Annotated in this window: 22 protein-coding genes and 2 riboswitches; of the genes, 5 read left to right on the top strand and 17 right to left on the bottom strand. The window is 69.6% G+C overall.

The features are described from left to right. Positions 1-9 precede the first annotated feature (9 nt). The 5 genes from gcvH to P7B02_RS00700 form a co-directional block, all read right to left on the bottom strand. Positions 10-375 carry a glycine cleavage system protein GcvH gene (gene gcvH, locus P7B02_RS00720; protein WP_277784380.1) on the bottom strand — a complete coding sequence of 122 codons (366 nt, stop codon included), beginning with the start codon at positions 373-375 and terminating at the stop codon, positions 10-12. A 17-nt stretch (positions 376-392) separates the two neighbouring features. Continuing rightward, on the bottom strand, positions 393-1502 hold the full coding sequence (gcvT, locus tag P7B02_RS00715) for a glycine cleavage system aminomethyltransferase GcvT (RefSeq protein WP_277784379.1): 1110 nt from the start codon (positions 1500-1502) through the stop codon (positions 393-395). A gap of 62 nt (positions 1503-1564) precedes the next feature. Then, positions 1565-1643: riboswitch (glycine riboswitch) on the bottom strand. Positions 1644-1647: 4 nt separating this feature from the next. After that, a riboswitch (glycine riboswitch) is annotated at positions 1648-1742 on the bottom strand. Between the two features lie 49 nt (positions 1743-1791). Then, positions 1792-2010: a DUF1902 domain-containing protein gene (locus P7B02_RS00710; protein WP_277784378.1), complete on the bottom strand. Its 219-nt coding sequence runs from the start codon at positions 2008-2010 to the stop codon at positions 1792-1794. A 122-nt stretch (positions 2011-2132) separates the two neighbouring features. After that, complete coding sequence (gene argS / locus P7B02_RS00705) at positions 2133-3929, bottom strand: arginine--tRNA ligase (RefSeq protein WP_277784377.1); 1797 nt, start codon at positions 3927-3929, stop codon at positions 2133-2135. Continuing rightward, the gene (locus tag P7B02_RS00700; RefSeq protein ID WP_277784376.1) at positions 3926-4627 is read right to left on the bottom strand and encodes a Tat pathway signal sequence domain protein; all 702 of its coding nucleotides are present in this window, start codon (positions 4625-4627) and stop codon (positions 3926-3928) included. Before P7B02_RS00700 ends, argS begins: the two co-directional genes overlap by 4 nt. 134 nt (positions 4628-4761) lie before the next feature. Here P7B02_RS00700 and ispH point away from each other — a divergent pair, with 134 nt between their 5' ends. The 3 genes from ispH to rnhA are packed head-to-tail and all read left to right on the top strand — an operon-like array spanning position 4762 to position 7152. Next, positions 4762-5721, top strand: coding sequence for a 4-hydroxy-3-methylbut-2-enyl diphosphate reductase (ispH, locus tag P7B02_RS00695; RefSeq protein ID WP_277784375.1), 960 nt, complete (start codon positions 4762-4764; stop codon positions 5719-5721). A gap of 31 nt (positions 5722-5752) precedes the next feature. Further along, complete coding sequence (gene thrB / locus P7B02_RS00690; RefSeq protein WP_277784374.1) at positions 5753-6712, top strand: homoserine kinase; 960 nt, start codon at positions 5753-5755, stop codon at positions 6710-6712. Then, positions 6709-7152: a ribonuclease HI gene (gene rnhA / locus P7B02_RS00685; RefSeq protein WP_277784373.1), complete on the top strand. Its 444-nt coding sequence runs from the start codon at positions 6709-6711 to the stop codon at positions 7150-7152. Before thrB ends, rnhA begins: the two co-directional genes overlap by 4 nt. Before the next feature lie 4 nt (positions 7153-7156). Here the strand turns inward: rnhA and P7B02_RS00680 are convergent, their stop codons facing one another. From P7B02_RS00680 to P7B02_RS00650, 7 genes are all read right to left on the bottom strand, one after another. Further along, positions 7157-7615: an NfeD family protein gene (locus tag P7B02_RS00680; RefSeq protein WP_277784372.1), complete on the bottom strand. Its 459-nt coding sequence runs from the start codon at positions 7613-7615 to the stop codon at positions 7157-7159. 4 nt (positions 7616-7619) lie between these two features. Further along, positions 7620-8603 (bottom strand): SPFH domain-containing protein, encoded by a 984-nt coding sequence (locus P7B02_RS00675; RefSeq protein WP_277784371.1) that lies wholly within the window; start codon positions 8601-8603, stop codon positions 7620-7622. 64 nt (positions 8604-8667) lie between these two features. Then, positions 8668-9141: a nuclear transport factor 2 family protein gene (locus tag P7B02_RS00670; protein ID WP_277784370.1), complete on the bottom strand. Its 474-nt coding sequence runs from the start codon at positions 9139-9141 to the stop codon at positions 8668-8670. 78 nt (positions 9142-9219) lie between these two features. Beyond that, on the bottom strand, positions 9220-12660 hold the full coding sequence (gene smc / locus P7B02_RS00665) for a chromosome segregation protein SMC (RefSeq protein ID WP_277784369.1): 3441 nt from the start codon (positions 12658-12660) through the stop codon (positions 9220-9222). Between the two features lie 11 nt (positions 12661-12671). Further along, complete coding sequence (locus P7B02_RS00660) at positions 12672-13301, bottom strand: DsbA family protein (protein WP_277784368.1); 630 nt, start codon at positions 13299-13301, stop codon at positions 12672-12674. 12 nt (positions 13302-13313) lie between these two features. Continuing rightward, positions 13314-13940, bottom strand: a complete 627-nt coding sequence (locus P7B02_RS00655; RefSeq protein WP_277784367.1) for a thioredoxin domain-containing protein — start codon at positions 13938-13940, stop codon at positions 13314-13316. Between the two features lie 101 nt (positions 13941-14041). Continuing rightward, positions 14042-14581: a DUF721 domain-containing protein gene (locus P7B02_RS00650; protein ID WP_277784366.1), complete on the bottom strand. Its 540-nt coding sequence runs from the start codon at positions 14579-14581 to the stop codon at positions 14042-14044. Positions 14582-14604: 23 nt separating this feature from the next. On the opposite strand from P7B02_RS00650, the gene mutY reads away from it, so the two are divergent. Next, complete coding sequence (mutY, locus tag P7B02_RS00645) at positions 14605-15651, top strand: A/G-specific adenine glycosylase (RefSeq protein ID WP_277784365.1); 1047 nt, start codon at positions 14605-14607, stop codon at positions 15649-15651. Then, the gene (locus P7B02_RS00640) at positions 15645-16589 is read left to right on the top strand and encodes a Gfo/Idh/MocA family protein (RefSeq protein WP_277784364.1); all 945 of its coding nucleotides are present in this window, start codon (positions 15645-15647) and stop codon (positions 16587-16589) included. Before mutY ends, P7B02_RS00640 begins: the two co-directional genes overlap by 7 nt. Here P7B02_RS00640 and P7B02_RS00635 read toward each other — a convergent pair. The 5 genes from P7B02_RS00635 to P7B02_RS00615 all read right to left on the bottom strand — a co-directional run bounded on the left by P7B02_RS00635 (position 16586) and on the right by P7B02_RS00615 (position 21460). After that, the gene (locus P7B02_RS00635; protein ID WP_277784363.1) at positions 16586-17458 is read right to left on the bottom strand and encodes an NAD(P)H-hydrate dehydratase; all 873 of its coding nucleotides are present in this window, start codon (positions 17456-17458) and stop codon (positions 16586-16588) included. The genes P7B02_RS00640 and P7B02_RS00635 overlap by 4 nt on opposite strands. Beyond that, positions 17455-18216 (bottom strand): histidine phosphatase family protein, encoded by a 762-nt coding sequence (locus P7B02_RS00630; RefSeq protein ID WP_277784362.1) that lies wholly within the window; start codon positions 18214-18216, stop codon positions 17455-17457. The genes P7B02_RS00635 and P7B02_RS00630 overlap by 4 nt, the downstream gene beginning before the upstream one ends. A gap of 31 nt (positions 18217-18247) precedes the next feature. After that, positions 18248-19402 carry a DSD1 family PLP-dependent enzyme gene (locus P7B02_RS00625; RefSeq protein WP_277784361.1) on the bottom strand — a complete coding sequence of 385 codons (1155 nt, stop codon included), beginning with the start codon at positions 19400-19402 and terminating at the stop codon, positions 18248-18250. Positions 19403-19415: 13 nt separating this feature from the next. Next, positions 19416-20492, bottom strand: coding sequence for a site-specific DNA-methyltransferase (locus tag P7B02_RS00620; RefSeq protein ID WP_277784360.1), 1077 nt, complete (start codon positions 20490-20492; stop codon positions 19416-19418). Positions 20493-20869: 377 nt separating this feature from the next. Further along, a complete protein-coding gene (locus tag P7B02_RS00615) occupies positions 20870-21460 on the bottom strand; it encodes a ribonuclease HII (protein WP_277785154.1) in 591 nt (196 codons plus the stop codon). Positions 21461-21468: the final 8 nt, after the last annotated feature.

Here is a 21468-nt window from a genome sequence, read left to right as displayed (position 1 = left end):
GTTTCTGGCTTAGAGGGTGCCGAGGAAGGCTTCGTAGGCGGCGCGGTCCATCAGGGCGTCGACTTCCGACGCGTCCGACAGCTTCACCTTGGCGAACCAGCCGCCGGCTTCCGGGGCGGCGTTGACGGTCTCGGGCGAACCGGACAGTTCGCCGTTGGCCTCGACCACTTCGCCGCTGACCGGGGCGTAGACGTCGGAGGCGGCCTTGACGCTTTCGACCACGGCCAGGCTGTCGCCCTTCTTCACGGTCTTGCCGACGTCCGGCGTCTCGACGAACACCACGTCGCCCAGTTGGTCGGCGGCGTAGGCGGTGATGCCGACGGTGGCGATGTCGCCGTCGACGGAGATCCATTCATGGTCTTTGGTGAAGCGCATCGGAGGGGCCCTTTTCCTTAGATCTTGCGCACGTAGCGATTGGGGACGAACGGGGTCGGGACGACTTCAGCCGCCTGGGTCCGCCCACGTACGATGACGTTCAGCTTGGCTCCGGCCTCGGCGAAGGCCGGGGGGACGAAGCCAAGCGCGATGGGATAGCCCAGGGTCGGCGAGAAGCCGCCGCTGGTGATGACCCCGATGACCTTGCCCTCGGCGTCGGCGATCTCCGCGCCTTCACGGGCGGGAGCGCCTTCGACCTTCAGGCCGACGCGGATGCGCGAGGGACCTTCGGCCAGCTCCTTCTGGATGCGGGCGGCGCCGGGGAAGTCGCCGGCTTCGCGGCGCTTCTTGGACAGGGCGAAGTTCAGGCCGCCCTCAACCGGGCTGGTGGTCTCGTCCAGGTCATGGCCGTACAGCGGCAGGCCAGCCTCCAAACGCAGGCTGTCGCGGGCGCCCAGGCCGATGGGACGAACGCGCTCGTCCTCCAGCAGGGTGTTCCAGATGCGGGCCGCCTCGGCCGCCGGCACGGAGATCTCGTAGCCGTCCTCGCCGGTGTAGCCGGAGCGGGAGACGATGGCGGACACGCCGAACATTTCAATCACGGCGGCGTCCATGAACACCATCTCGGCCACGGCCGGAGCATGGGCGGCCAGCACGGCGGCGGCCTCAGGGCCCTGCAGCGCCAGCAGCGCGCGGTCCTCCAGGCGTTCGATCTTCACCTGGCCGCCGATCTCGGACTCCATGTGGGCGTAGTCGCCGTCCTTGCAGGCGCCGTTGACCACCACGAACAGGCCATCGTCGTCAGGACGCGCGGCCATCAGGTCGTCGATGATGCCGCCGGTCTTGTTCAGCAGCATGGAGTAGCGCTGCTTGCCCGGCTTCAGGCCGATGTAGTCCCCGGGGGTGATCTCCTCGAAGGCGGCCAGGGGCGCGACGCCGCGCAGCTTGGCCTGGCCCATGTGGGAGACGTCGAACAGACCCGCGTGGTCGCGGGTCCACAGGTGCTCCTTCAGCACCCCGTCCTTGTACTGCACGGGCATGGAGTAGCCCGCGAAGGGGACCATGCGCGCGCCGGCGGCGACGTGCGCGTCATAGAGCGGAGTTTTCTTGAGTTCGGCTTCGGACACGCTGGGCTCCGCGAGGGGTGGCGACGCGACACGTCCGGCCTAGCCGAACATGCTGGCGCCCCCGCTGTCCCTGAGCCTGAGAGATTCCGGGCCTTGGCCCTTGCTCCTTCGGCGAGCCCCTGACGAGGCTGCTTTCCAGCGTTTAGAGGCTCGCGCGGTCCTTTTGCCTGAGCGTTTCCGGGGCGGTTGCGCCTTCGGCCTCGGGCTTCAAAGAATCCCGATGTCTCCCGCGAGAGCGAGGCGGAACCTGATCGACCGCCCCCCTGGAGTCAAGCGTCGCTGGGGGCTCCTAGATGATGGTGTGCTCAAGCGGTCCCTGAACGCGCAGTTCAGTCTGCACTTCGCCGCGAAAGCCTTCGTTCTCGACCAGCAGTTCAGTTGCTAGGGCGTCGGCATTTTCTACGAACTCGCGGAGCGTTGCAGCCTCCACCACGAGGCCGGGAATACTACTTGATGACACCCAGACACCGGCGTCGGCATCCCAATCGGCCTGGACCCAATGGCTCATGTGAGAAACTTACGCCTAGCGATCACCATAAGCCAACCACGTCCGCTCATCCCCGCGAAGGCGGGGATCCAAGCTGAATCTCGGTATGGGCTCCCGCCTTCGCGGGAGTGAGCGGAATGGGGTTACATCCGCTCCGGCGTCGCGACGCCCAGCAGATCCAGCGCCAGTTCGAGCTGTTTCAGCGTGGTCTGGGCCAGCGCCAGGCGAGAGGCGCGGACGGTCGGGTCGTCGGCGACTACGATCGGGCAGGCGGCGTAGAACTTCGAGAAGCCCTGGGCCAGCTTGAAGGCGTGTTCGGCGATGAAGTTCGGGGCCTTCTTGTCGTAGGCCTCGGCCAGGGCGGTCTCGAAGGCGTCCAGCATCAGGGCCAGATCACGTTCCGCCGGTTCGGCGATGGTGATCGGGCCGGCGGCCGCGCCGCTCTCGGCGGCCTTGCGCAGGACCGACTTGATGCGCACCGCCTGGTACAGCAGGTACGGGCCGGTCTTGCCCTCGAAGCTGGTGAAGCGGTCGAGGTCGAAGACATAGGACGTGCCGCGGAAGTTCTGCAGGTCGGCGAACTTCAGGGCGGCCACGGCCACCTTGTGCGCGATCTCCTCGAACTCGTCCTTGGGCAGCTCGGCGCCCAGGCCGGCCTCGGTCAGGCGTTCGCGCGCCTTGTCCTTGGCCATGGTGATCAGGTCGTGCAGCTTCAGCACGCCGCCGGCGCGGGTCTTGAACGGCTTGCCGTCCGTGCCGTTCATGGTGCCGAAGCCGATATGCTCCAGCGAGCCCTCGGCGGCGTAGCCGGCCAGGTAGGCGGCGCGGAACACCTGCTCGAAGTGGTCGGCCTGACGCTGGTCCACGCAATACAGGATCAGGTGCGGTGCGAAGCTGTCGCGGCGGTCCAGGATCGTCGCCAGGTCGGTCGTGCCGTACATGGCCGAGCCTTCGGACGAGACCACCAGCAGTGGGTCGGGGCTTTCAGCCTCGATCACCGAGCCGTCGGGCAGCTTCTTCTTCTTGGTCTCGCCGGGGCGGGCGACGCGGATGATGCGCGCGCCCTGGTCGTCGACCAGCAGACCCTTGGCGTCCAGTTCCTCGACCATCGGCGGGATCAGGTCGTTGACGTCGCTCTCGCCCTTCCACAGGTCGAAGTCGACGCCGAGGGCGTGGAACTCACGCTCCAGCGCCACGCGGCTGACGGCTACGAAATGATTCCAGAGGGCGCGATAGCCCGGGCGGCCGCCTTGCAGCTCCGCCGTCGCCTTGCGGGCGCGGTCGCGGAACTCGACGTCTTCCTTCATGCGGCCGGAAGCCGCCGGATACAGGCGCTCCAAGTCCTCGAGCGTCACCGGGCTTTCGACCGGGAACGGGCCGTCGCCTTCGGCCATGAACGGGGCGGCCGTGCCTTCGTCCTGCAGGGCGACGATGAGCAGGCCCATCTGGAAGCCCCAGTCGCCGAAGTGGGCGTCGCCCAGGACCTCGTCGCCGCGGAAGCGATAGATGCGCTTCACCGACTCCCCGATGATCGAGGCGCGCAGGTGGCCCACGTGCATGGGCTTGGCCACGTTCGGGCCGGCGTAGTCGACCAGCACGCGGCGCGGTTCGACCTTGGCGGCGCCGGCGCGCTCGTCGGCGGCGATCTCGGCGGCGCGTTCGGAGAGGGCGGCGTCGGCGAGCTTCAGATTGATGAAGCCCGGGCCGGCGATCTCCACCGACTTGAACAGGGGCGAGCCTTCCAGAGCGGCGGCCACGGCGGTCGCGATCTCACGCGGGGGCTTGCCCGCCTGCTTGGCGGCGGCGAGGGCGCCGTTGCACTGGAAGTCGGCAAGGTCGGGGCGGTCGGACGGCGTGACGCGTCCGAGGTCGGCGGGCAGGCCGGCCGCGGCGAAGGCGGCTCCAACCGCTTCGCCGAGGCGGGATTTCAGGTCGGTCATTGGTTCTGGTTGTTGGTCGTCGGGGCGGCGGCCGTGGCCTGGCCTGCATTGACGCGGAAGCGTTTGCCGTCGCGGTTGAACTCGGCCATCTCCGGCGTGACGTCGAAGCCGAGCAGGACTTCGAAGTTCGAGCCGCTGGTGGTTTCGTTGGCGCGCGGGATGACGATGCCTTCGAGCAGGTCGGTGATCATCACGCGGTCCTGGCCGGCCGGGAAGGTCACGGGCAGGTCGAAATATTCCTTGGCGATGACCGAGTTGTTGCGGCGGGTCACGGCCACCCAGTAGCGGTAGTTCTTGCGGCGCTCTTCGGCCTGCGGGCCGCGGCCCAGGCTGAACAGCACCTCGATGCGCATCTCGATCGGATCGGCGCCTTCATAGCGGCAGCCGGCCGACAGGCCCTCGATCTCGCCGGTGTAGGCGACGGTGTTGATGGCTTCGCGGCCGCCCTTGAACTCCTGATAGCGGCCGGCGTCGTACAGCACCTTCACATAGGGGCAGGGGCCGGCGTTCTTCAGCGACGCCAGGGGCGCGCGGGGCGAGGCCCACTCTTCCTTGCGCTTCTTCTTGGCCGCGGCTTCTTCCTGCTGACGGCGCTCGGCGTCGCCGCCGCCCTGACGTCGGCCCTGCGCCATGGCGGAGGAGCCGATGAAACTGGCCGCGAGGGCGAGGCAGAGAGCGGAAGTGGCGATGCGGCGCATGGATCGTCCGGAAATGTAAGCGCATAGGCGGAATGAGCCCGCCTGCGTCATGCCGCGTGATAAAGGCTTATGCATGACGTCGCAACGGATGCGGCTGGCGAGACGCCCCTCGAACGCTTAGGTTCCGCACCGAAATGAACGCCCACGCCGCCATCCGACCGCCGCTCACCGTCCTTCTGGCCAGCCCGCGCGGCTTTTGCGCCGGGGTGGACCGCGCCATCCAGATCGTCGAACGGGCGATCGAGAAGTTCGGCGCGCCGGTCTATGTGCGCCACGAGATCGTCCATAACCGCCATGTGGTCGACCGGCTGAAGGCCATGGGCGCGATCTTCGTGGAGGAGATCGACGAGGCGCCGGCCGACCGGCCGATGATCTTCTCGGCCCACGGTGTGCCGAAATCCGTCCCCGCCGCCGCCAAGGCGCGGGAGATGCTCTATCTCGACGCCACCTGCCCCCTGGTCTCCAAGGTGCATGTGGAGGCCCAGCGCCACTTCGAGGCCGGGCGCGAGATCGTGCTGATCGGCCATGCCGGCCACCCGGAGGTGATCGGGACCATGGGCCAGCTGCCGGAAGGCACGGTGACCCTGATCGAGACGGTGGAGGATGTCGCCACCTGGACGCCGAAGGACGCCTCGAACGCCGCCTTCGTGACCCAGACCACCCTGTCGGTGGACGACACGACCGAGATCATCGAGGCCCTGCGCGCCCGCTTCCCGGGCATCGCCGCGCCCCACAAGGAAGACATCTGCTACGCCACCACCAACCGCCAGGAGGCCGTGAAGCACCTGGCCGAAGGGACGGATCTGGTGCTGGTGGTGGGCTCAAAAAACTCCTCCAACTCCGTGCGCCTGGTCGAGGTGGCCCTGAAGGGCGGGGCCAAGGACGCGCGGCTGATCGACGACGTGACGGGCCTGGACTTCGCCTGGCTCAACGGCGCGTCGCGCGTGGGCCTGACCGCCGGCGCCTCGGCCCCGGAAGCCTTGGTGCAAGGCGTTATCGACGCCCTTTCGGAGCGTTATGAAGTGACGGTCGAGGAGGTCGCGCCGGCCCTCGAGACGGTGACCTTCAAGCTTCCCCGCATCCTGACCGCTTGACCCGGCGGGCGGGCTCGCCCATCCCCTCCCCATGGCCGTCTATACCGACATCACCGACGCCGAACTCGCGGCGTTCCTGGCAGGCTACGACCTGGGCGCTCCCCTTTCGTTCAAGGGCATCGCCGAGGGCGTGGAGAACTCCAACTTCCTGCTGGAGACCGAGACCGGGCGCTTCATCCTGACCGTCTTTGAGAAGCGCGTGCGGTCCGAGGACCTGCCGTACTTCCTGGGCCTGATGCGGCACCTGGCCGACCGGGGCTTCCCGTCGGCCACGCCGGTGAAGGACCGCAACGGCCGCGATCTGCAGACCCTGCGCGGCAAGCCGGCCGCCATCGTCGAGTTCCTGCCGGGCCTGTCGGTCCGCAAGCCGAGCGTCGCCCAGTGCCGCGCGGCGGGCGAGGGTCTGGCGCGCATGCACCTGGCGGCCGAAGGCTTCCCTGGCCGCAGGGCCAATGATCTGGGCCAGCCCTATTGGGCGGCGCTGTTCGCGCCTCTGCGCAAGCAGGCGGAAGCGCTGAAGCCTGGTTTGTCGGCCACCATCGAGAAGGATCTGGCCCAGTTCGCCCTGTCCTGGCCGCGCGGCCTGCCGGCGGGGGCGATCCACGCCGACTTCTTCCCGGACAATGTCTTCTTCCACGGCGACCAGTTCGCGGGCGCGATCGACTTCTACTTCGCCTGCTACGACGCCCTGGCCTACGACATCGCGGTGACCCTGAACGCCTGGTGCTTCGAGGCGGACGGCATGTTCAACGCCACCGCCGCACGGGCGATGATCGCGGGCTACGAGACCCTGCGGCCCCTGTCGCCGGCCGAGAAGCAGGCCCTGCCGCTGCTGGCGCACGGGGCGGCCATGCGCTTCTTCCTGACCCGCCTGCACGATTGGGACGCCACGCCCAAGGACGCTCTGGTGCGGCCCAAGGACCCCATGGAGTACGAGCGCAAGCTGGCGGTCCACCGCGAAGGCCTGCACCTGTTCAGCGAGCAGGCATGACCCCCAAGGTCGTGATCTTCACAGACGGCGCCTGCAGCGGAAATCCGGGGCCCGGCGGCTGGGGCGCGGTGCTGATGTATGGCGACAAGCGCAAGACCATGTGCGGCGGCGAGCCGGGCACCACCAACAACCGCATGGAGCTTATGGGCGCCATCGTGGCGCTGGAGACCCTGAACCGCCCCTGCAAGGTCGAGCTGCACACCGACAGCCAGTACGTGATGAAGGGCGTCACCCAGTGGATCCACGGCTGGAAGGCCAAGGGCTGGAAGACCGCCGACAAGAGCCCGGTCAAGAACGAAGACCTGTGGAAGCGCCTCGACGCCGCCCGCGCCCGGCACGATGTCGACTGGCGTTGGGTCAAGGGGCACGCCGGCAATCAGTACAACGAGGAAGCCGACGCCCTGGCCCGCAAGGGGTTGAAGGAAGCGCTGGGGCGGTAGGCCGCTAGCCCGCCCTAACGGTCAGCACCGACCCGTCCACCTGGACCACCTCGATCTTCATGCCACGCTCCAGGGTGGAGGCGCCGCTCAGGCGGGCGGCCCATTCCTTGCCGTCCACGAACACCCGGCCCTCGCCGCCCACGAAGACGCTGGCGGTCTCGCCGTCGCGGCCGATCAGGCGGCTGAGGGGGTCGTTGATGTCGTCCGTCGGCTCCAGCTCCTTGCGGGGCAGGATCCGGCGCGAGGCGAAGGTGGCAACCAGGGTCAGCAGCGCGAACAGGCCAAGCGCCCAGCCGAGCGGCAGGGGCAGGATCACCGCGACGATCCCGACCGCCGCCGCCGTGGCGGCCGGCCATAGCAGCCAGCCGCTGCCGGTGGAGACCTCCGCCGCCAGCAATAGAGCGGCGACGGCCAGCCAGACCCAGAGCGGCTGAGAGGCGTAGAGGGCCAGAATCGACTGCATCGGATCAGCCCTTCGTGCGCGGCACGGCCGAGCCGCTGCGGCGGGCGGCCGGTTGGGCGGGCGGCGGAGCCGACGGCGCGGGGGCCTTGGCCGTGCTCACCAGTTCGCCGATGCCGGCGATGGTGCCGACCAGGGACGCCATGTCGGCGGGCACGATGACGGTCTTCTGCTGCGGGCTTTCGGCCAGCTTGGAGAAGGCCTCCACATAGCGCTGGGCCACGAAGTAGTTGATGGCGTTCACGTCGCCGCGCGCGATGGCCTCGGACACCATGGCGGTCGCCTTGGCCTCGGCCTCGGCTTCGCGTTCGCGGGCCTCGGCGTCGCGGAAGGTGGCTTCCTTGCGGCCCTCGGCCTCCAGGATGGCGGCCTGCTTGGAGCCTTCAGCGCGGGCGATCTGGGCCTGGCGCTCGCCATCGGCCTCGGTGATGACGGCGCGGCGTTCGCGTTCGGCCTTCATCTGGCGGGCCATGGCGTTGGTGATGTCCGGCGGCGGTGTGAGGTCCTTGATCTCGATCCGCGTGGCCTTCACGCCCCAGGGGCTGGTGGCGTGGTCGATGGTGGCCAGCAGGCGCGAGTTAATGGCGTCGCGCTGGCTCAGCACCTCGTCCAGCTCCATGGAGCCGACCACGGTGCGCAGGTTGGTCATGGCCAGCTGGGTGATGGCGAAGTTCAGATTGTCCACGCGATAGGCGGCCGCGGCGGCGTCCATCACCTGGATGAAGATGATGCCGTCCACCTTCACCGAGACGTTGTCCTTGGTGATGACCTCCTGCGTCGGCACGTCGAGCACCTGCTCCATCATGTTCATCCGTCGGCCGACGGTTTCGATGAAGGGCGTCAGGATGTTGATGCCGGGCTTCAGGGTGCGGGTGTAGCGGCCGAAGCGCTCCACCGTGAACTCGCGGCCCTGGGGCACGATCTTCACCACCGCAAACAGCACCACGATGGCGAGGAAGACGAAGACGATAGGCACGATCAGCGCGGACATGAGGCCTCCCTATGGAATGCAACCCTAGGGCGCCGGAGCGCCCCTCGTCATCCGAAAGCTTGAGCTAGTTCACCGCCTCGTGGGCGTAGCTGAACACCCGCGCCAGCTTCCAGCTCCCGTCCTCCAGCTTCCAGACCTGGGTGAAGGCGGCCTTGCCCACCAGCTTATAGGGACCGGTCCCCTGGCGTTCGTGGAAGACGTGATCCCCCTGTTCGAAGGCGCCGTAGCCTCCCGCCGGCCAAACCTTCATCGTCCCAGCGACCAGCTCGCGGCGGGAGTTCCAGGCGTCGGGCTTCTTCTTGGCTTCGCAGGATTTGGCGTAGTCGGCGATGAAGCCGTCGCCGGAGGTCGCCACCAGCCCGTCCTTGTCGTGGAAGAATTCGAAGTCGTCGGTGACCATCGTCCGCAGGCGTGCCGGGTCGCAGCCCTGGAAGAACAGCTCGAAGAACTCCGCGTCGCGCTTGGCGAGCGTCTCCTCCAGCGCCGGGCCCGTCGGGATGACGGCGGCGGCGGCAGCGGCGAGAAGCAGGTTGAGCATGGTGTTCCCCTGTGTGTTCCAAGGGAATTGCTACGGCCGGACCGGCGCGCGGCCTAGTTAAGTCGAAGACATCTTCGCCTAGGCGACCAGGGCCTCGGCCTGTTTCAGGTCGACGCTGACCAGCTGCGACACGCCGCGCTCGCCCATGGTGACGCCGAACAGGCGGTCCATCCGGCTCATGGTCACCGGGTTGTGGGTGATGGCCACGAAGCGCGTGTGGGTGCGGCGGCGCATCTCGTCCAGCATGTTGCAGTAGCGCTCGACATTGGCGTCATCGAGCGGGGCGTCCACCTCGTCCAGAACGCAGATCGGGGCCGGGTTGGCCAGGAAGACGCCGAAGATCAGGGCGCTGGCGGTCAGGGCCTGCTCGCCGCCGCTCATCAGGCTCATGGACGCCATGCGCTTGCCGGGCGGGCAGGCGTAGATCTCCAGGCCGGCCTCCAGCGGATCGTCGCTTTCGATCAGGCGCAGCTCGGCTTGGCCGCCGCCGAACAGGGCGGTGAACAGGGCCTGGAAGTGGCCGTTGATGACGTCGAAGGCGGCCAGCAGGCGCTCGCGCCCCTCGGCGTTCAGCTCCTCGATCCCCTGGCGCAGGCGGGCCACGGCGCCGGACAGGTCGGCGCGTTCGGTGCGCATGGCCTCCAGGCGGGCGCCGGACTCGGCGGCCTCCTCCTCGGCGCGCAGGTTCACGGCGCCGATGGCGTCGCGCTCGCGCTCCAGGTTGAACAGGTGGGCCTCGACCCCGGCGGCGCCGGTGGGCACGGCGATCGCCTCGCCGGCGATCTGGCGTCCCAGCTCCTCCGGCTCCATATGGGCCGCCTCGCGGATCTGGCCGGCGATCTCGCCAAAGCGGTCGCGGGCGGCGTCCAGGCGGGCGGACAGGGTGGCGCGGGCCTCGCGGGCGTCAGCGGCGGCGGCTTCGGCGGCGCGCAGGGCGCGGTCGGCGGCCTGGCGGGCGGCGTCGCCCTGGGCCAAGGCGTCGGAGGACTTGGCGCGGCGGGCCTCGGCCTGGGCGAAATCCTCCAGCAGCTTCACACGGCGGACCTCGACCTGTTCGGGGGCGTCCTTGGCGGCGGCCAGGGCGGCGGCGGCCGTGTCGCGATCCTTGGCCAGAGTCTCCAGGCGGCCGTCGGCGGCGCTGGCGCGGCGGGTCCAGTCGGCGATCTCGCGCGTCAGGCTTTCCTGGCGGCGGGCGCGGCCCTGGTGCTCGCGCACCTCGCGGTCGATTTCGGCGCGGGCTGCGGCGGCGGCTTCGCGGGCTGCGGCGGCGGCCTGGCGAGCGGCGGCCAGCTGAGGCGCCAGGTCTTCACCGCCCTGGCTTCCGGCGGCTTCGGCCTCCACGGCGGCGAGCTGCGTTTCGGCTTCCACGCGCTCTGCGTCGAAGCGGGCGATGGTCTCGTCCAGGGACTGGGCGCGGGCGTCGCGGCGGGCGGCCTCGCGCTCCAGCCGCTCGACCACGTCGCGGGCGGAGCCCAGGGCGCGTTCAACCTCCTGCGGCGCCTTGCGGGCTTCGCGCAGGACATCCTCGGCGGCGCGCAGGCGGGCGGCGGCGGTCTTGTGGGCGGTGTCGGCGGCGGCGGCTTCCGGCGCGCGGCGGTCGATCTCGGTCTCCACCTCCGACAGGCGGGTTTTCTGCTCCAGGCGGATGGCGGCGGGCTTGGGCGCCTCGGCCCGGGCGGTGAAGCCGTCCCAGCGCCACAGGTCGCCCTCGCGGGAGACCAGGCGCGCGCCGGTAGGCAGCAGCTTCTGCAACCGGTCGCCGTCCGCCCGATCCACCAGGGCGGTGAAGGCCAGGCGCGCCGACAGGGCGCCGGGCGCCTTGACCAGCGGGCCGAGCGGGGTCGCCCCTTCCGGCCAGGTCGGGGTCGTCACTTCGCGCCCGCCCCAGTAGGACGGCGCGCGCTCATCCAGCGCCGCCTGCAGGTCGTCGCCCAAGGCGGCGGCGAGGGCGGCCTCATAACCTCGGTCGGGAGCCACGGAATCCAGGGCTGGCGAGAAGCCGGACTTGCCGGTCGGGGCCAGCAATTGGACCAGACCCCGGGCCTCGGTCTTCAGGCGGCCGAGCTGGTCCTCCAGCTTGCGGGCCGCATCGCGGGCGCCGGCCTCGCTGTTGGCGGCTTCGGCGCGTTCGGCCTCGGCGATCTCCAGGGCGGAGCGGGCCTTCTTCAGCGCCTCCAGCGCGGTCTCGAACCGGGTCTTGGCGTCGGCGAGCTGCGGATCAACCTCTGGTCCCAGGGCGGCGCGTTCGGACTTGGCCTGGTCCAGGGCGCGGACCGTGCGCGACAGGCGGGTGCGGGCCTCCTCCACGCGGGCGGCGGCGGCGCGGCGGCTGGCCTCCTCGGCGGCGAGGCGGGCGGCCAGGGTCTCCACCTGGGTGTCGGCGGCGGCGCGCGCCTCCTCGGCCTTGGCGGCGGCGGCCTGCAGCTCCGGCCCGCGTTGAGGGGCGGCGGCGATCTCGGACTCGATCTGGGCCAGTTCCGCGCCCAGGCGGTCCAGCGCCCCGGCGGCGTCGTCGCGCACCTGGGCCTCGCGGGCCTCGTCGGCGTCAATGCGGGCGAGGTCGGCGTTCAGGCGGGCCACCTCGGCGGCCGCGGCCTCAAGCTCCCGCTCGATGCGGTCCTTCTCGATGGCCAGCTTGCCCAGCACGGCGGCGGCGATGATCTCCTCCTCGCGGAGGGGCGCGATGGCCTCCTCGGCCTTGATCGCCTCGGCGCTGGCCACGGCGACCTCGCGGGCGGTGCGTTCCGCCTCGCCGGCGGCCTGCGAGGCCTCGGATTCGGTCTTGGTCAGGGTGTCGCGGGCGTCGGTCCAGCGGGCGAACAGCACCGCCCCCTGCACGGCGCGGATCTCCGCCGACAGGCGCTTGTACTTCTCGGCCTGGCGGGCTTCGCGGCGCAGACGGTTGAGGCTGGTCTCCAGCTCCCGCGCCACATCGTCCAGGCGATCCAGGTTGGTCTCCGCCGCGCGCAGGCGCAGCTCCGCCTCATGCCGGCGGGTGTGCAGGCCGGAGACGCCGCCGGCCTCTTCCAAGATGCGGCGGCGGTTCTGCGGCTTGGCGCCGATCAGCTCGCTGATCTGGCCCTGGCGGACCAGGGCGGGGGAGTTGGCCCCGGTGGAGGCGTCGGCGAACAGCAGTTGCACGTCGCGGGCCCGCACCTCGCGGCCGTTGATCTTGTAGGTGGAGCCGGCTCCGCGGTCGATGCGGCGAATGACCTCCAGCACGGGCACGTCGTTGAACGCCGCCGGCGCCGTGCGGTCGGCGTTGTCGATGGTCAGGGTCACTTCGGCGTGGTTGCGCCCGGGGCGGTTGCCCGAGCCCGCGAAGATCACGTCGTCCATGCCGCCGGCCCGCATGGCCTTGGCGGAGTTGGCGCCCATGACCCAGCGCAGGGCTTCCAGCAGGTTGGACTTGCCGCAGCCGTTCGGGCCGACGATCCCTGTCAGCCCCGGCTCGATGCGGAACTCCGTGGGTTCGACGAAGGATTTGAATCCTGAAAGGCGCAGGCGCTGGAATTGCACCGCCCGTGCTCCTAGCCCTTGAGGGCCTTGTCGACCGCGGCCTTGAGCGCCCCGAAGTCGACGCTGCCGCCCAGCTTCACGCCATTGACGAAGAAGGTCGGCGACTGGTCGACATCATCCGCCTGGGCGTCCGCGTTGATGCGGGTCTGCATGGCGGTGAGGGCGTCCTGGGTGATGCAGGCGTTCAGCTTCTCTTCTGTCAGACCGGCCGCTTGGGCGATCTTCAGCAAGCCGCCGCGCAGATCGCTGGTGCGGTAGATCTCGGCCTGGTCGCGGAACACGGCGGCCAGCACGTCGAAGTACTTGTCGCGCCCGGCGCAACGGGCGGTCAGGAAGCCCAGGGCCGCGAAGTTCTGCGGCGGGGTCAGCAGCTCACGCAGGACGAACCGCACCTTGCCGGTGTCGATGTAGGCCTTCTTGAACTGCGGGAAGTCCGTATTGGCGAAGTGCGCGCAGTGCGGGCAGCTGGCGGAGGCGTACTCCACCACCGTGACCTTGGCCTTGGGATTGCCCAGGATCATGTCGTCGGCGCGCACCACCGGGGCGGCGGCGGCCGGCGACACCCCCGCCAGGGCGAACGCCGAGCCGGCCAGCAGCACGCTGCGGCGGTCAGTGCGAAGGCCTTTGCGGGACAGGGTCACGTCGTTCGATCCCTACTTCAGCGCGGCCTTGGCGGCGGCGACCTCGGCGTCGATCTTCTCCATGGGCAGCGCGCCCTCGCCGATCAGCTTGCCGTTCAGGATGAAGCTGGGCGTGCTGGTGATCTTGGCGTCGCGGCTGTACTTCTCGACCCGGTCGTTGAGGGCCTTCAGCGAGGCTTCGTCCGAGACGCAGGCGTCGAACTGGGCTTCGGTCATGCCGGCCGACTGGGCGATGCGCAGCAGCACGCCGCGGAAGTCGCCGGTGGAGAACATCTCCTGCTGGCCCTTGTACACGGCGTCGAGGACGGTGAAGTACTTGTCCTTGCCGGCGCAGCGCGCGGTCAGGAAGCCGGCGGCGGCCACCTCGACCGGCGGGGTCAGGAACTCGCGCATCACGTAGCGCACCTCGCCGGTGTCCACGTACTTCTTCTTGAACTCGGGGAAGACGTCCTGAGACCAGGCGGCGCAGTGGCTGCAGCTGGCGGAGGCGTACTCGACCAAGGTGATCTTGGCGTCAGCCGAGCCCATGGTCATGTCCTCGGCGGTGACGGCCGAACCGCCGGTCCCGCCCTTGGAGCAGGCGGCCACGGTGAGGGCGAGAGCGCCGGCGATCAGAACGCGGCGGTCGAAGAAATGCATGGGCAAAATCCCTGAAATGCAGCCGTTAAGTCTAAGCCCGATTCCCGGCCAGGATCGACGGGCGGTTCTTGGAGTCCAAAAGCAAGGCCGGCGGCGGCTTGTCAACGCGCCCCGCGCAGCACCTCGCGACCAAGCTTGAGCAATGCGGCTTTAAGGGGGCCTTCCGGCTGATCCTTCAGGCTGGTCTCCAGGGACGCCTCCGTCGCCGCATCGAGCGGCGGTTTGCGGCGGCGGCCGGGCTTTGCGGCGGCCACGGGCGCCTTCACCGGGCCCTGGACGATCCGCAGCTTGGTCACCACGCCCTTGCCCAGGATCAGGTCGAGACGGGCGGTGATCTCGGCGGCCTGGTGCTGGATCAGGGTGGCCATGGGGCCATCCACGCGCAGCTCCAGGGTGCCGCCCTCGCCGGTGCGGGACTTGATGATCTTCACCGGTTCGGTGCGGCGGGCCAGGTTCTCGCCGACGATCTCCTTCCACCGCCCCTGCAGGGCGGCGGGGCCGGCGCCATACTTGTCATCCAGCGCCTTCACCAGGCCGTTCAGGGCCTTGCCGGCCGGCGGCGGCGTGCGATGCGGCGGCCGGGTCTTGCGCGAGCGCAGGATGGCGACGGCTTCTTCGGCGGTGGGCAGGGTGCGGCGCATGAAGTTCCTATATACCCAGCTCGATGATCCCCGTCGCTCCCCTCCGCGCCGCCTTGCTGGACTGGTACGACGCCCATGCCCGCGATCTGCCGTGGCGCACCGGGCCGGCGGCCGGAATGGCGGGCGTGCGGTCCGATCCATACCGGGTCTGGCTGTCGGAGGTGATGCTGCAGCAGACCACCGTGCCGCACGCGACCCCGTACTTCCTGGGCTTCACCCGGCGCTGGCCGACGGTCTCCGACCTGGCGGCGGTTGAGGACGGCGACCTGATGGCCGCCTGGGCGGGGCTTGGCTACTACGCCCGCGCCCGCAACCTGCTGGCCTGCGCGCGCGCGGTGGCGGGGCAGCATGGCGGCGTGTTCCCGGACACCGAGGCGGGCCTGCTGGCCCTGCCGGGCGTCGGCGCCTACACGGCCGCCGCCGTGGCCGCCATCGCCTTCGACCGTCCGGCCAATGTGGTCGATGGCAATGTGGAGCGGGTCATGGCCCGCCTGTTCGCGGTGGAGGAGCCGGTTCCCGGCTCCAAGCCCGAGCTGAAGCGTCTGGCGGGCGAACTGGTCACGGACCATCGGCCGGGCGACTGGGCCCAGGCGCTGATGGACCTCGGCGCCACCGTCTGCCGGCCCAAGGCGCCGCTGTGCGACCGCTGCCCGGTGTCGGACTTCTGCGAGGGGCTGAAGACGGGCGCGCCGGAGACCTATCCGAGGAAGACCAAGAAGGCCGACCGGCCGCGCCGGTATGGGGTCGCCTATGTGCTGACGCGAGACGGTCAGACGGGTCTGGTGCGGCGGGAGCCTAAAGGCCTGCTGGGCGGCATGCTCGCCCTGCCGACCAGCGAATGGCGCGCGACGCCGTTCTCGCCCGCCGAAGCGCTGGAGGCCGCGCCGGTCGCCGCCGCCTGGCGGACGGTGGGCGAGGTCGAGCATGTGTTCACCCACTTCTCCCTGACTTTGACCGTGCTTGCGGCCGAGGGGGATGGGGCGTTCATCTGGACGCCGCGCGAAGGGCTGCAGGCCCTCCCCAGCGTGTTCCTGAAGGCGGCGAGAGCGGCGGAGGCGAGGCTATGCTGAGGATCGGACTTCTCGGGGCGTCGAAGATCGCGCCCAAGGCCGTGCTGCCGCCGGTCGCCCTGCGCGACGACGTGGTGGTGACCGCCGTGGCGGCGCGCGACCGGTCCAAGGCCCAAGCCTATGCCCAGCAATACGGGATCACGACGGCGGTGGAGGGCTATGAGGCCCTGATCGCCCGTGACGACGTGGACCTGATCTACAACGCCCTGCCGCCCGCCGCGCATCTGGAATGGACGCTGAAGGCGGCCGCCGCCGGCAAGCACATGCTGTGCGAGAAGCCCTTCGCCATGACGGCGACGGAAGCCCTGGCGATGGTCGATGCGGCCGAGGCGGCGGGCGTCGTGCTGATCGAGGCCTTCCACTATCGCTTCCACCCGATGATGACGCGGGCGCTTGAAGTCATGGCCTCGGGCGAGCTCGGCCGCATCGTCGGCGCCGAGGCCGTGTTCGACGTGGTGATCCCCAAGCGCGAGGGCGAGCTCCGCTGGATCCGCGAGCAGGGCGGCGGGGCGCTGATGGACCTGGGCTGCTATCCGCTGCACGCCCTGCGGACGCTTCTGGCCGCGGAGCCGGTGGTGCGCTCGGCGACAGCGCGCTGGGATGGCGGCGTCGATGCGGCCCTGGGGGCGGAGCTCGACTTCGGCGGCGTGCCGGCCCGAATCCATTGCGACATGGAGGCGATGGAGCGGAAGATCCTGCTGCGCGTGGATGGGGAAAAAGCCTCAATGACCCTGGAGAGCTTCGTCCACCCGTATCGCGACAATGGCGGCCTGCGCATCGGCGACCGCTGGGAGCCGGCCCTGCCCATGACCACCTACGAGGCGCAGCTCGATCATGTGGTCGAGGTGCTGGCCGGGCGGGTTACGCCGCTGACGGGCGGCGCGGACGCGGTGGCGACCATGACGGCGATCGACGCGATCTACGCCGCGGCCCGCTAGGCCAGGGCGCCCAGCAGCCGAGGGATTTCCGCTCCGATCTCGCGGGCCAGGAAGCCGAGGGGGCCGACCTTTCGAGCGAGAACCTTTCCAGCCTCGCCGTGCAGATACACTCCGAAGGTCGCCGCCTGTTCGGGCTCCGCCCCTCGGGCCAGCAGCCCCGTGATCACGCCCGCCAGGACGTCGCCCGAGCCGGACGTGCCCAATCCCACACCGCCGCCAGGGTAGAACCAACTGCGGCCGTCGGGAGCCGCGATGTGCGTCGCCGCGCCCTTCATGGCGACCACCGCGCCGTAGCGGGCCGCGACGGCCTGGGCCACGCCCAGGGGATCGGCCTCGATCTCCTCCTTCGGGCGTCCGGTCAGGGCGGCCATTTCTCCGGCGTGGGGCGTCAGCACGACGCGTCCGCGACGCTGAGCCAGCAGATGACCGCCCGCGTCGGCGGCGGTTATGGCGCCTGCATCGAGAACGATCGCGGCGTCCTGCGCCGCCGACAGCAGGTGAAGGGCGACCGCTTCGCCCTCCTGCATCATACCCGGACCCACAAGCACGGCGTCGCAGCGTGGAAGATGTTCGATCAGGGGCGCCAGGGCTTCCGGCGTCAGAGCGCCGTGATCAGCCTTCAAGGCGAAGGCGCGGGCTTCGGGGAGGGACAGCCCGAGTTGGGCGGCGATCTGCTCGACTGTCGCCACCTGCAGCTTGCCCGCGCCGGCGCGCAGAGCCGCGGTTGCGGCGAGGACCACGGCGCCAGGAACCTCCACATGACCGCCGACCACCAGAACGCGGCCACGCTCTTCCTTTCCGCCGCGGCCGGGCTGGGGAAGGGGCCAGCGGCGCAGCAGCCGCGCGGTGATTTCGACCGGTGCGCTCATCGCGCCGCGACCGCAGGGTCGGGCTGGGCGGTGACCGGAGCGCCGCCCTCGACCACCGGCGCGGTGAAGTTCCAGCGGGTCAGCACCATGCCGCCGTCGTTCTCGTCGGGTCGGAAGCGGTATTCGGTGACACCGCAGTTGGCGACGTCCGCCTCCAGGTCGATGGCCAGGATCTGGTCTTCGGTCAGGCCGTCGAGCAGGTAGCGCATGCACAGCACCACCACCTGGTGGGCGACGATCATCACACGTTTGCCCGTGTGGTGCAGGCTGATGGTGTCGAGCACGCTGCGCAGGCGAAGGATCACGTCGCACCAACTCTCGCCGCCCGGCGGCCGGTGATAGAACTTGCCCAGCAGGCGGCGGAATTCGGCTTGTTCCGGAAACTCGGCGCGAATGCCCACGCCGGTCAGCCGGTCGAGGATGCCGAACTCCTTCTCCCGCAGGCGTTCGTCGATGCAGAACAAGCCGTCGGGTTTCGCCAGGCCGCCTTCCTCGCGCATCAGTTCGGCGGTGCGGATCGCGCGGGCGTAGGGCGAGACCAGCAGGGTCTGGGGCCGTTCGTCCTGCGGTTGTTGCGCGAACCAGCGGCCCAGGGCGCGGGCCTGATCCTGACCCAGGGCGCTGAGCGGCACGTCCATGTCGCGGTCGGCGATGTCGATGCGGCCGAGGCCGGCGGCGTCGGCGGCGTCACGCGCGACATTCCCGGCGCTCTGTCCGTGGCGGACGATCCAGAGGGTTTCAGGCCAACGCTGATCCATGGCGGGTTTAATCCGCCAAGGACGGCTCGGTTCACTGTGCGCCGCCGCGCGCCTCCAGCCGGACGATGTCGATTAGCACGTCGCCCTGCACCAGATGCAGCAGGTCGTAACGGTCCAGGGTCGGGTCGATGTGGCCGGGGGCGAAGTTGATGCGGTCGCCACGCAGGACGGGCCTGCCTTCCGGCCGGGCCAGCATTCCATGCTCGTCGCCGAAGAAGCGGTAGGCCGCCATTGCGAAGCGCGGCGTCAGCGGCTGTGGAGCCGGGCCGTCAGCGGCGAAGGCCTTCAAGCCCGCGTCCACCGTCACCCAGGCGGGATGGTTGGCGCTGATCACCGTGGCGGCGATGGTGAGGCTCTGCTCGAAGGCGCCGTCGGCGTCTTCGCCCAGGGCGTCGCGGTATTCCCGGTCCATGAAGGCGTAGGAGCCGGGCTGCACCTCGTTCAGGACGCCCTGCGCCAAGTCGGCGCTTAAGGTGCCCGTGCCGCCGCCGGTGACCAGATCGACCTTCGCGCCCGTGGCGCGGATCGCGGCGACGGCGGCATTGAGCTTCGCCATGCCCTCGGCCACGGCGGAGGCGCGGGTGTTGGCGCCGGCCATGTGCTGCCAGTGTCCGCCATAACCCTGGACGCCCAGCAGCTTCAGGTTCGGCGCGGCGGCGATGGCTTGGGCGACGACGGCGGCCTGCTCCGGCGAGCCGCAACCCGTGCGGCCCAGACCGACATCCACGTCGATCACCACCTGGATCATCGCGCCTGTGGCGGCCAGTTCGGCCACGCCGTCGGGGTGGTCGACCACGATGCGGAAGTCGGCAATGTCCGTAGCCAGCCGCGCGGCCCTTTGCGCCGACAGCGCCCCGGCCACAGGGGAGGTGACGAGGATCGAGCCGATGCCCGCTTTTGCCATGGCTTCCGCCTCCGCCAGCTTGGCGCAGCAGATGCCGACGGCGCCCGCCTCGATCTGGCGGCGGGCCAGAGTGGCGCACTTGTGTGACTTGGCGTGCGGGCGGAGCGCTAGGCCCGCCTTAGCGCCGCGTTCCGCCATCGTCGCGACATTGCGGTCGAAGGCGTCGAGGTCGAGGACCGCCGCCGGCGTCGGGATGCGATGGCGAGAACCGGGGCGACCGATGTCGGCCAGGGCGGCGGCCACGTGCGGACGATCAGCGAGGTCTCCCAGATCGTTCCGCACGGCCTTGGTCCTGCTAGTTCATCTCCGCGCGGACCTTGGCGCGCAGGACGTCGATGGGGGCCAGGCCCTTGTCGGTCTTGAAGTGCCAGTAGGTCCAGCCGTTGCAGGCCGGGGCCGACTGCACCATGGCGCCGACCTTGTGGATCGAGCCGGCCATGTCGCCGACCACCAGGCTGCCGTCGGCGCGGACCTTGGCGGCGCGTTCGCCCTTGGGGTCGAACAGCATGTCGCCGGGCTGCAGCAGGCCGGCCTCGACGATGTGGCCGAAGGGCACGCGCGGCTCGGCGCGCTTGGAGCCCATGACCTGCAGGTCTTCAGGCGCGATCGGCACGACCTTGGAGATGCGCTCCTTGGCCAGCTCGGCGTATTCGGTCTCACGCTCGATGCCGATGAACTGACGGCCCAGGCGCTTGGCGGCCGCGCCGGTGGTGCCGACGCCGAAGAAGGGGTCGAGGACCACGTCGCCCGCCTTGGTGGACGACAGGATCACGCGGTGAAGCAGGGCTTCCGGCTTCTGGGTCGGGTGGGCCTTCTCGCCGGCGGCGTTCTTGATCCGCTCGTCCCCGGTGCAAAGCGGCAGCGTCCAGTCCGAGCGCATCTGCACTTCGTCGTTCGCCATCTTCATGGCGTCGTAGTTGAAGGTGTAGCGCTTGGCCCCGCGGCCCTTCGCGGCCCAGATCATGGTCTCGTGGGCGTTGGTGAACCGGGTGCCCTTGAAGTTCGGCATCGGGTTCGACTTGCGCCAGATCACGTCGTTGAGAATCCAGAACCCCAGGTCCTGCAGGATCGAACCGACGCGGAAGATGTTGTGGTAGCTGCCGATCACCCACAGGGCGCCGTCGTCTTTCAGGACCCGGCGGGCGGCCTTCAACCAGTCGCGGGTGAAGGCGTCGTAGGCGGCGAAGCTTTCGAACTGGTCCCAGTGGTCATCGACCGCATCAACCTTCGAATTGTCGGGACGCAGCAGATCGCCGCCCAACTGAAGGTTGTAAGGCGGATCGGCGAAGACAAGGTCGACGCTTTTCTCGGGCAGGGCGTTCATCTGCTCGATGCAGTCGCCCTGGATAATCAGTTCAGGCCCGAGCTTCATGACGCCCTAACGCTCCCGGTTACGCGAAGAGGGTGGAATCTGACCGCCGCGTGGTTAGCGCGTCTTAAAAAAACATGGTGAATGCGCTGTTAATCTTGCCAAGTCACAAAACTTGAGTCCCTCATTCATCTGCCGAAAGGCTGGAGGGAACTAATTATGCGCAGCCAAGCCGATGGGGCGGTATGGCGGCCAGAGGGCGACACGTGGACTCGGGCGCTTGCCCGGTGCTCGTCGCTTGAGGCCTTTGTCTTCGCGGCCGCGGGGCTTTTCGCCTTCGCGATCGGGGCTTTCGCCGGCCCGTTCAACTGAAGACATGATCTGACGGAGGCCGCCGGTCGCCGGCGGCCTTTCGCATTTTCGATCTTCGATAAGGGGCTCTAGGCCTCTTCCAGCGCCGTCTTGAACGGCGCCCATCCCAACCTGTGAATGGGCGAAGGCCCGAGGCGACGGATCGCCTCCATGTGCGTCGGCGCGCCGTAGCCCTTGTGGCTGGCGAAGCCATAGCCGGGATGAACCAGGTCCATCTCCACCATCAGCCGGTCCCGCGCCGTCTTGGCCAGAACCGAGGCCGCCGCGATGGATGACGAGATGCCGTCGCCGCCGACGACGGTCTTGATGTCGCAGGGCAGCTTGAACCTGTAGTTGCCGTCCACCAAGGCGAAGACCGGCTGGATGCTCAGCCCTTCCACCGCCCGGCACATGGCGAGGCCCGTGGCGTGCAGGATGTTCAGCTCGGCGATCTCCTCCACGGTGGCGAAGGCCACGGAGAAGGCGACGGCGCGGGCCTTGATTTCGAACTCCAGGGCGTCGCGCTGCTTGGCGGTCAGCTTCTTGGAGTCGTTCAGCCCCGCCGGAATGTGGTTCGGGTCCAGGATCACCGCCGCCGCGCAGACCGGCCCGGCCAGGGGGCCGCGCCCAGCCTCGTCCACCCCGCAGACCGGGGCGGGGCAGGCGGCTTCCAGCAGCATGTCGGGAA

Origin of the sequence: Caulobacter segnis, assembly GCF_029543125.1 — a bacterium.
GTDB lineage: Bacteria > Pseudomonadota > Alphaproteobacteria > Caulobacterales > Caulobacteraceae > Caulobacter > Caulobacter segnis_D.
This window is presented reverse-complemented; position numbering and strand designations above follow the sequence as displayed.

What these genes read in the sequence shown, in the direction of transcription:
- gcvH (WP_277784380.1), bottom strand. Translation starts at nt 375, where the DNA reads ATGCGCTTCACCAAAGACCATGAATGGATCTCCGTCGACGGCGACATC.
- P7B02_RS00710 (WP_277784378.1), bottom strand. Translation starts at nt 2,010, where the DNA reads ATGAGCCATTGGGTCCAGGCCGATTGGGATGCCGACGCCGGTGTCTGG.
- argS (WP_277784377.1), bottom strand. Translation starts at nt 3,929, where the DNA reads ATGACCGACCTGAAATCCCGCCTCGGCGAAGCGGTTGGAGCCGCCTTC.
- P7B02_RS00700 (WP_277784376.1), bottom strand. Translation starts at nt 4,627, where the DNA reads ATGCGCCGCATCGCCACTTCCGCTCTCTGCCTCGCCCTCGCGGCCAGT.
- ispH (WP_277784375.1), top strand. Translation starts at nt 4,762, where the DNA reads ATGAACGCCCACGCCGCCATCCGACCGCCGCTCACCGTCCTTCTGGCC.
- thrB (WP_277784374.1), top strand. Translation starts at nt 5,753, where the DNA reads ATGGCCGTCTATACCGACATCACCGACGCCGAACTCGCGGCGTTCCTG.
- rnhA (WP_277784373.1), top strand. Translation starts at nt 6,709, where the DNA reads ATGACCCCCAAGGTCGTGATCTTCACAGACGGCGCCTGCAGCGGAAAT.
- P7B02_RS00680 (WP_277784372.1), bottom strand. Translation starts at nt 7,615, where the DNA reads ATGCAGTCGATTCTGGCCCTCTACGCCTCTCAGCCGCTCTGGGTCTGG.
- P7B02_RS00675 (WP_277784371.1), bottom strand. Translation starts at nt 8,603, where the DNA reads ATGTCCGCGCTGATCGTGCCTATCGTCTTCGTCTTCCTCGCCATCGTG.
- P7B02_RS00670 (WP_277784370.1), bottom strand. Translation starts at nt 9,141, where the DNA reads ATGCTCAACCTGCTTCTCGCCGCTGCCGCCGCCGCCGTCATCCCGACG.
- P7B02_RS00655 (WP_277784367.1), bottom strand. Translation starts at nt 13,940, where the DNA reads ATGCATTTCTTCGACCGCCGCGTTCTGATCGCCGGCGCTCTCGCCCTC.
- P7B02_RS00650 (WP_277784366.1), bottom strand. Translation starts at nt 14,581, where the DNA reads ATGCGCCGCACCCTGCCCACCGCCGAAGAAGCCGTCGCCATCCTGCGC.
- mutY (WP_277784365.1), top strand. Translation starts at nt 14,605, where the DNA reads ATGATCCCCGTCGCTCCCCTCCGCGCCGCCTTGCTGGACTGGTACGAC.
- P7B02_RS00640 (WP_277784364.1), top strand. Translation starts at nt 15,645, where the DNA reads ATGCTGAGGATCGGACTTCTCGGGGCGTCGAAGATCGCGCCCAAGGCC.
- P7B02_RS00635 (WP_277784363.1), bottom strand. Translation starts at nt 17,458, where the DNA reads ATGAGCGCACCGGTCGAAATCACCGCGCGGCTGCTGCGCCGCTGGCCC.
- P7B02_RS00630 (WP_277784362.1), bottom strand. Translation starts at nt 18,216, where the DNA reads ATGGATCAGCGTTGGCCTGAAACCCTCTGGATCGTCCGCCACGGACAG.
- P7B02_RS00620 (WP_277784360.1), bottom strand. Translation starts at nt 20,492, where the DNA reads ATGAAGCTCGGGCCTGAACTGATTATCCAGGGCGACTGCATCGAGCAG.
- P7B02_RS00615 (WP_277785154.1), bottom strand. Translation starts at nt 21,460, where the DNA reads ATGCTGCTGGAAGCCGCCTGCCCCGCCCCGGTCTGCGGGGTGGACGAG.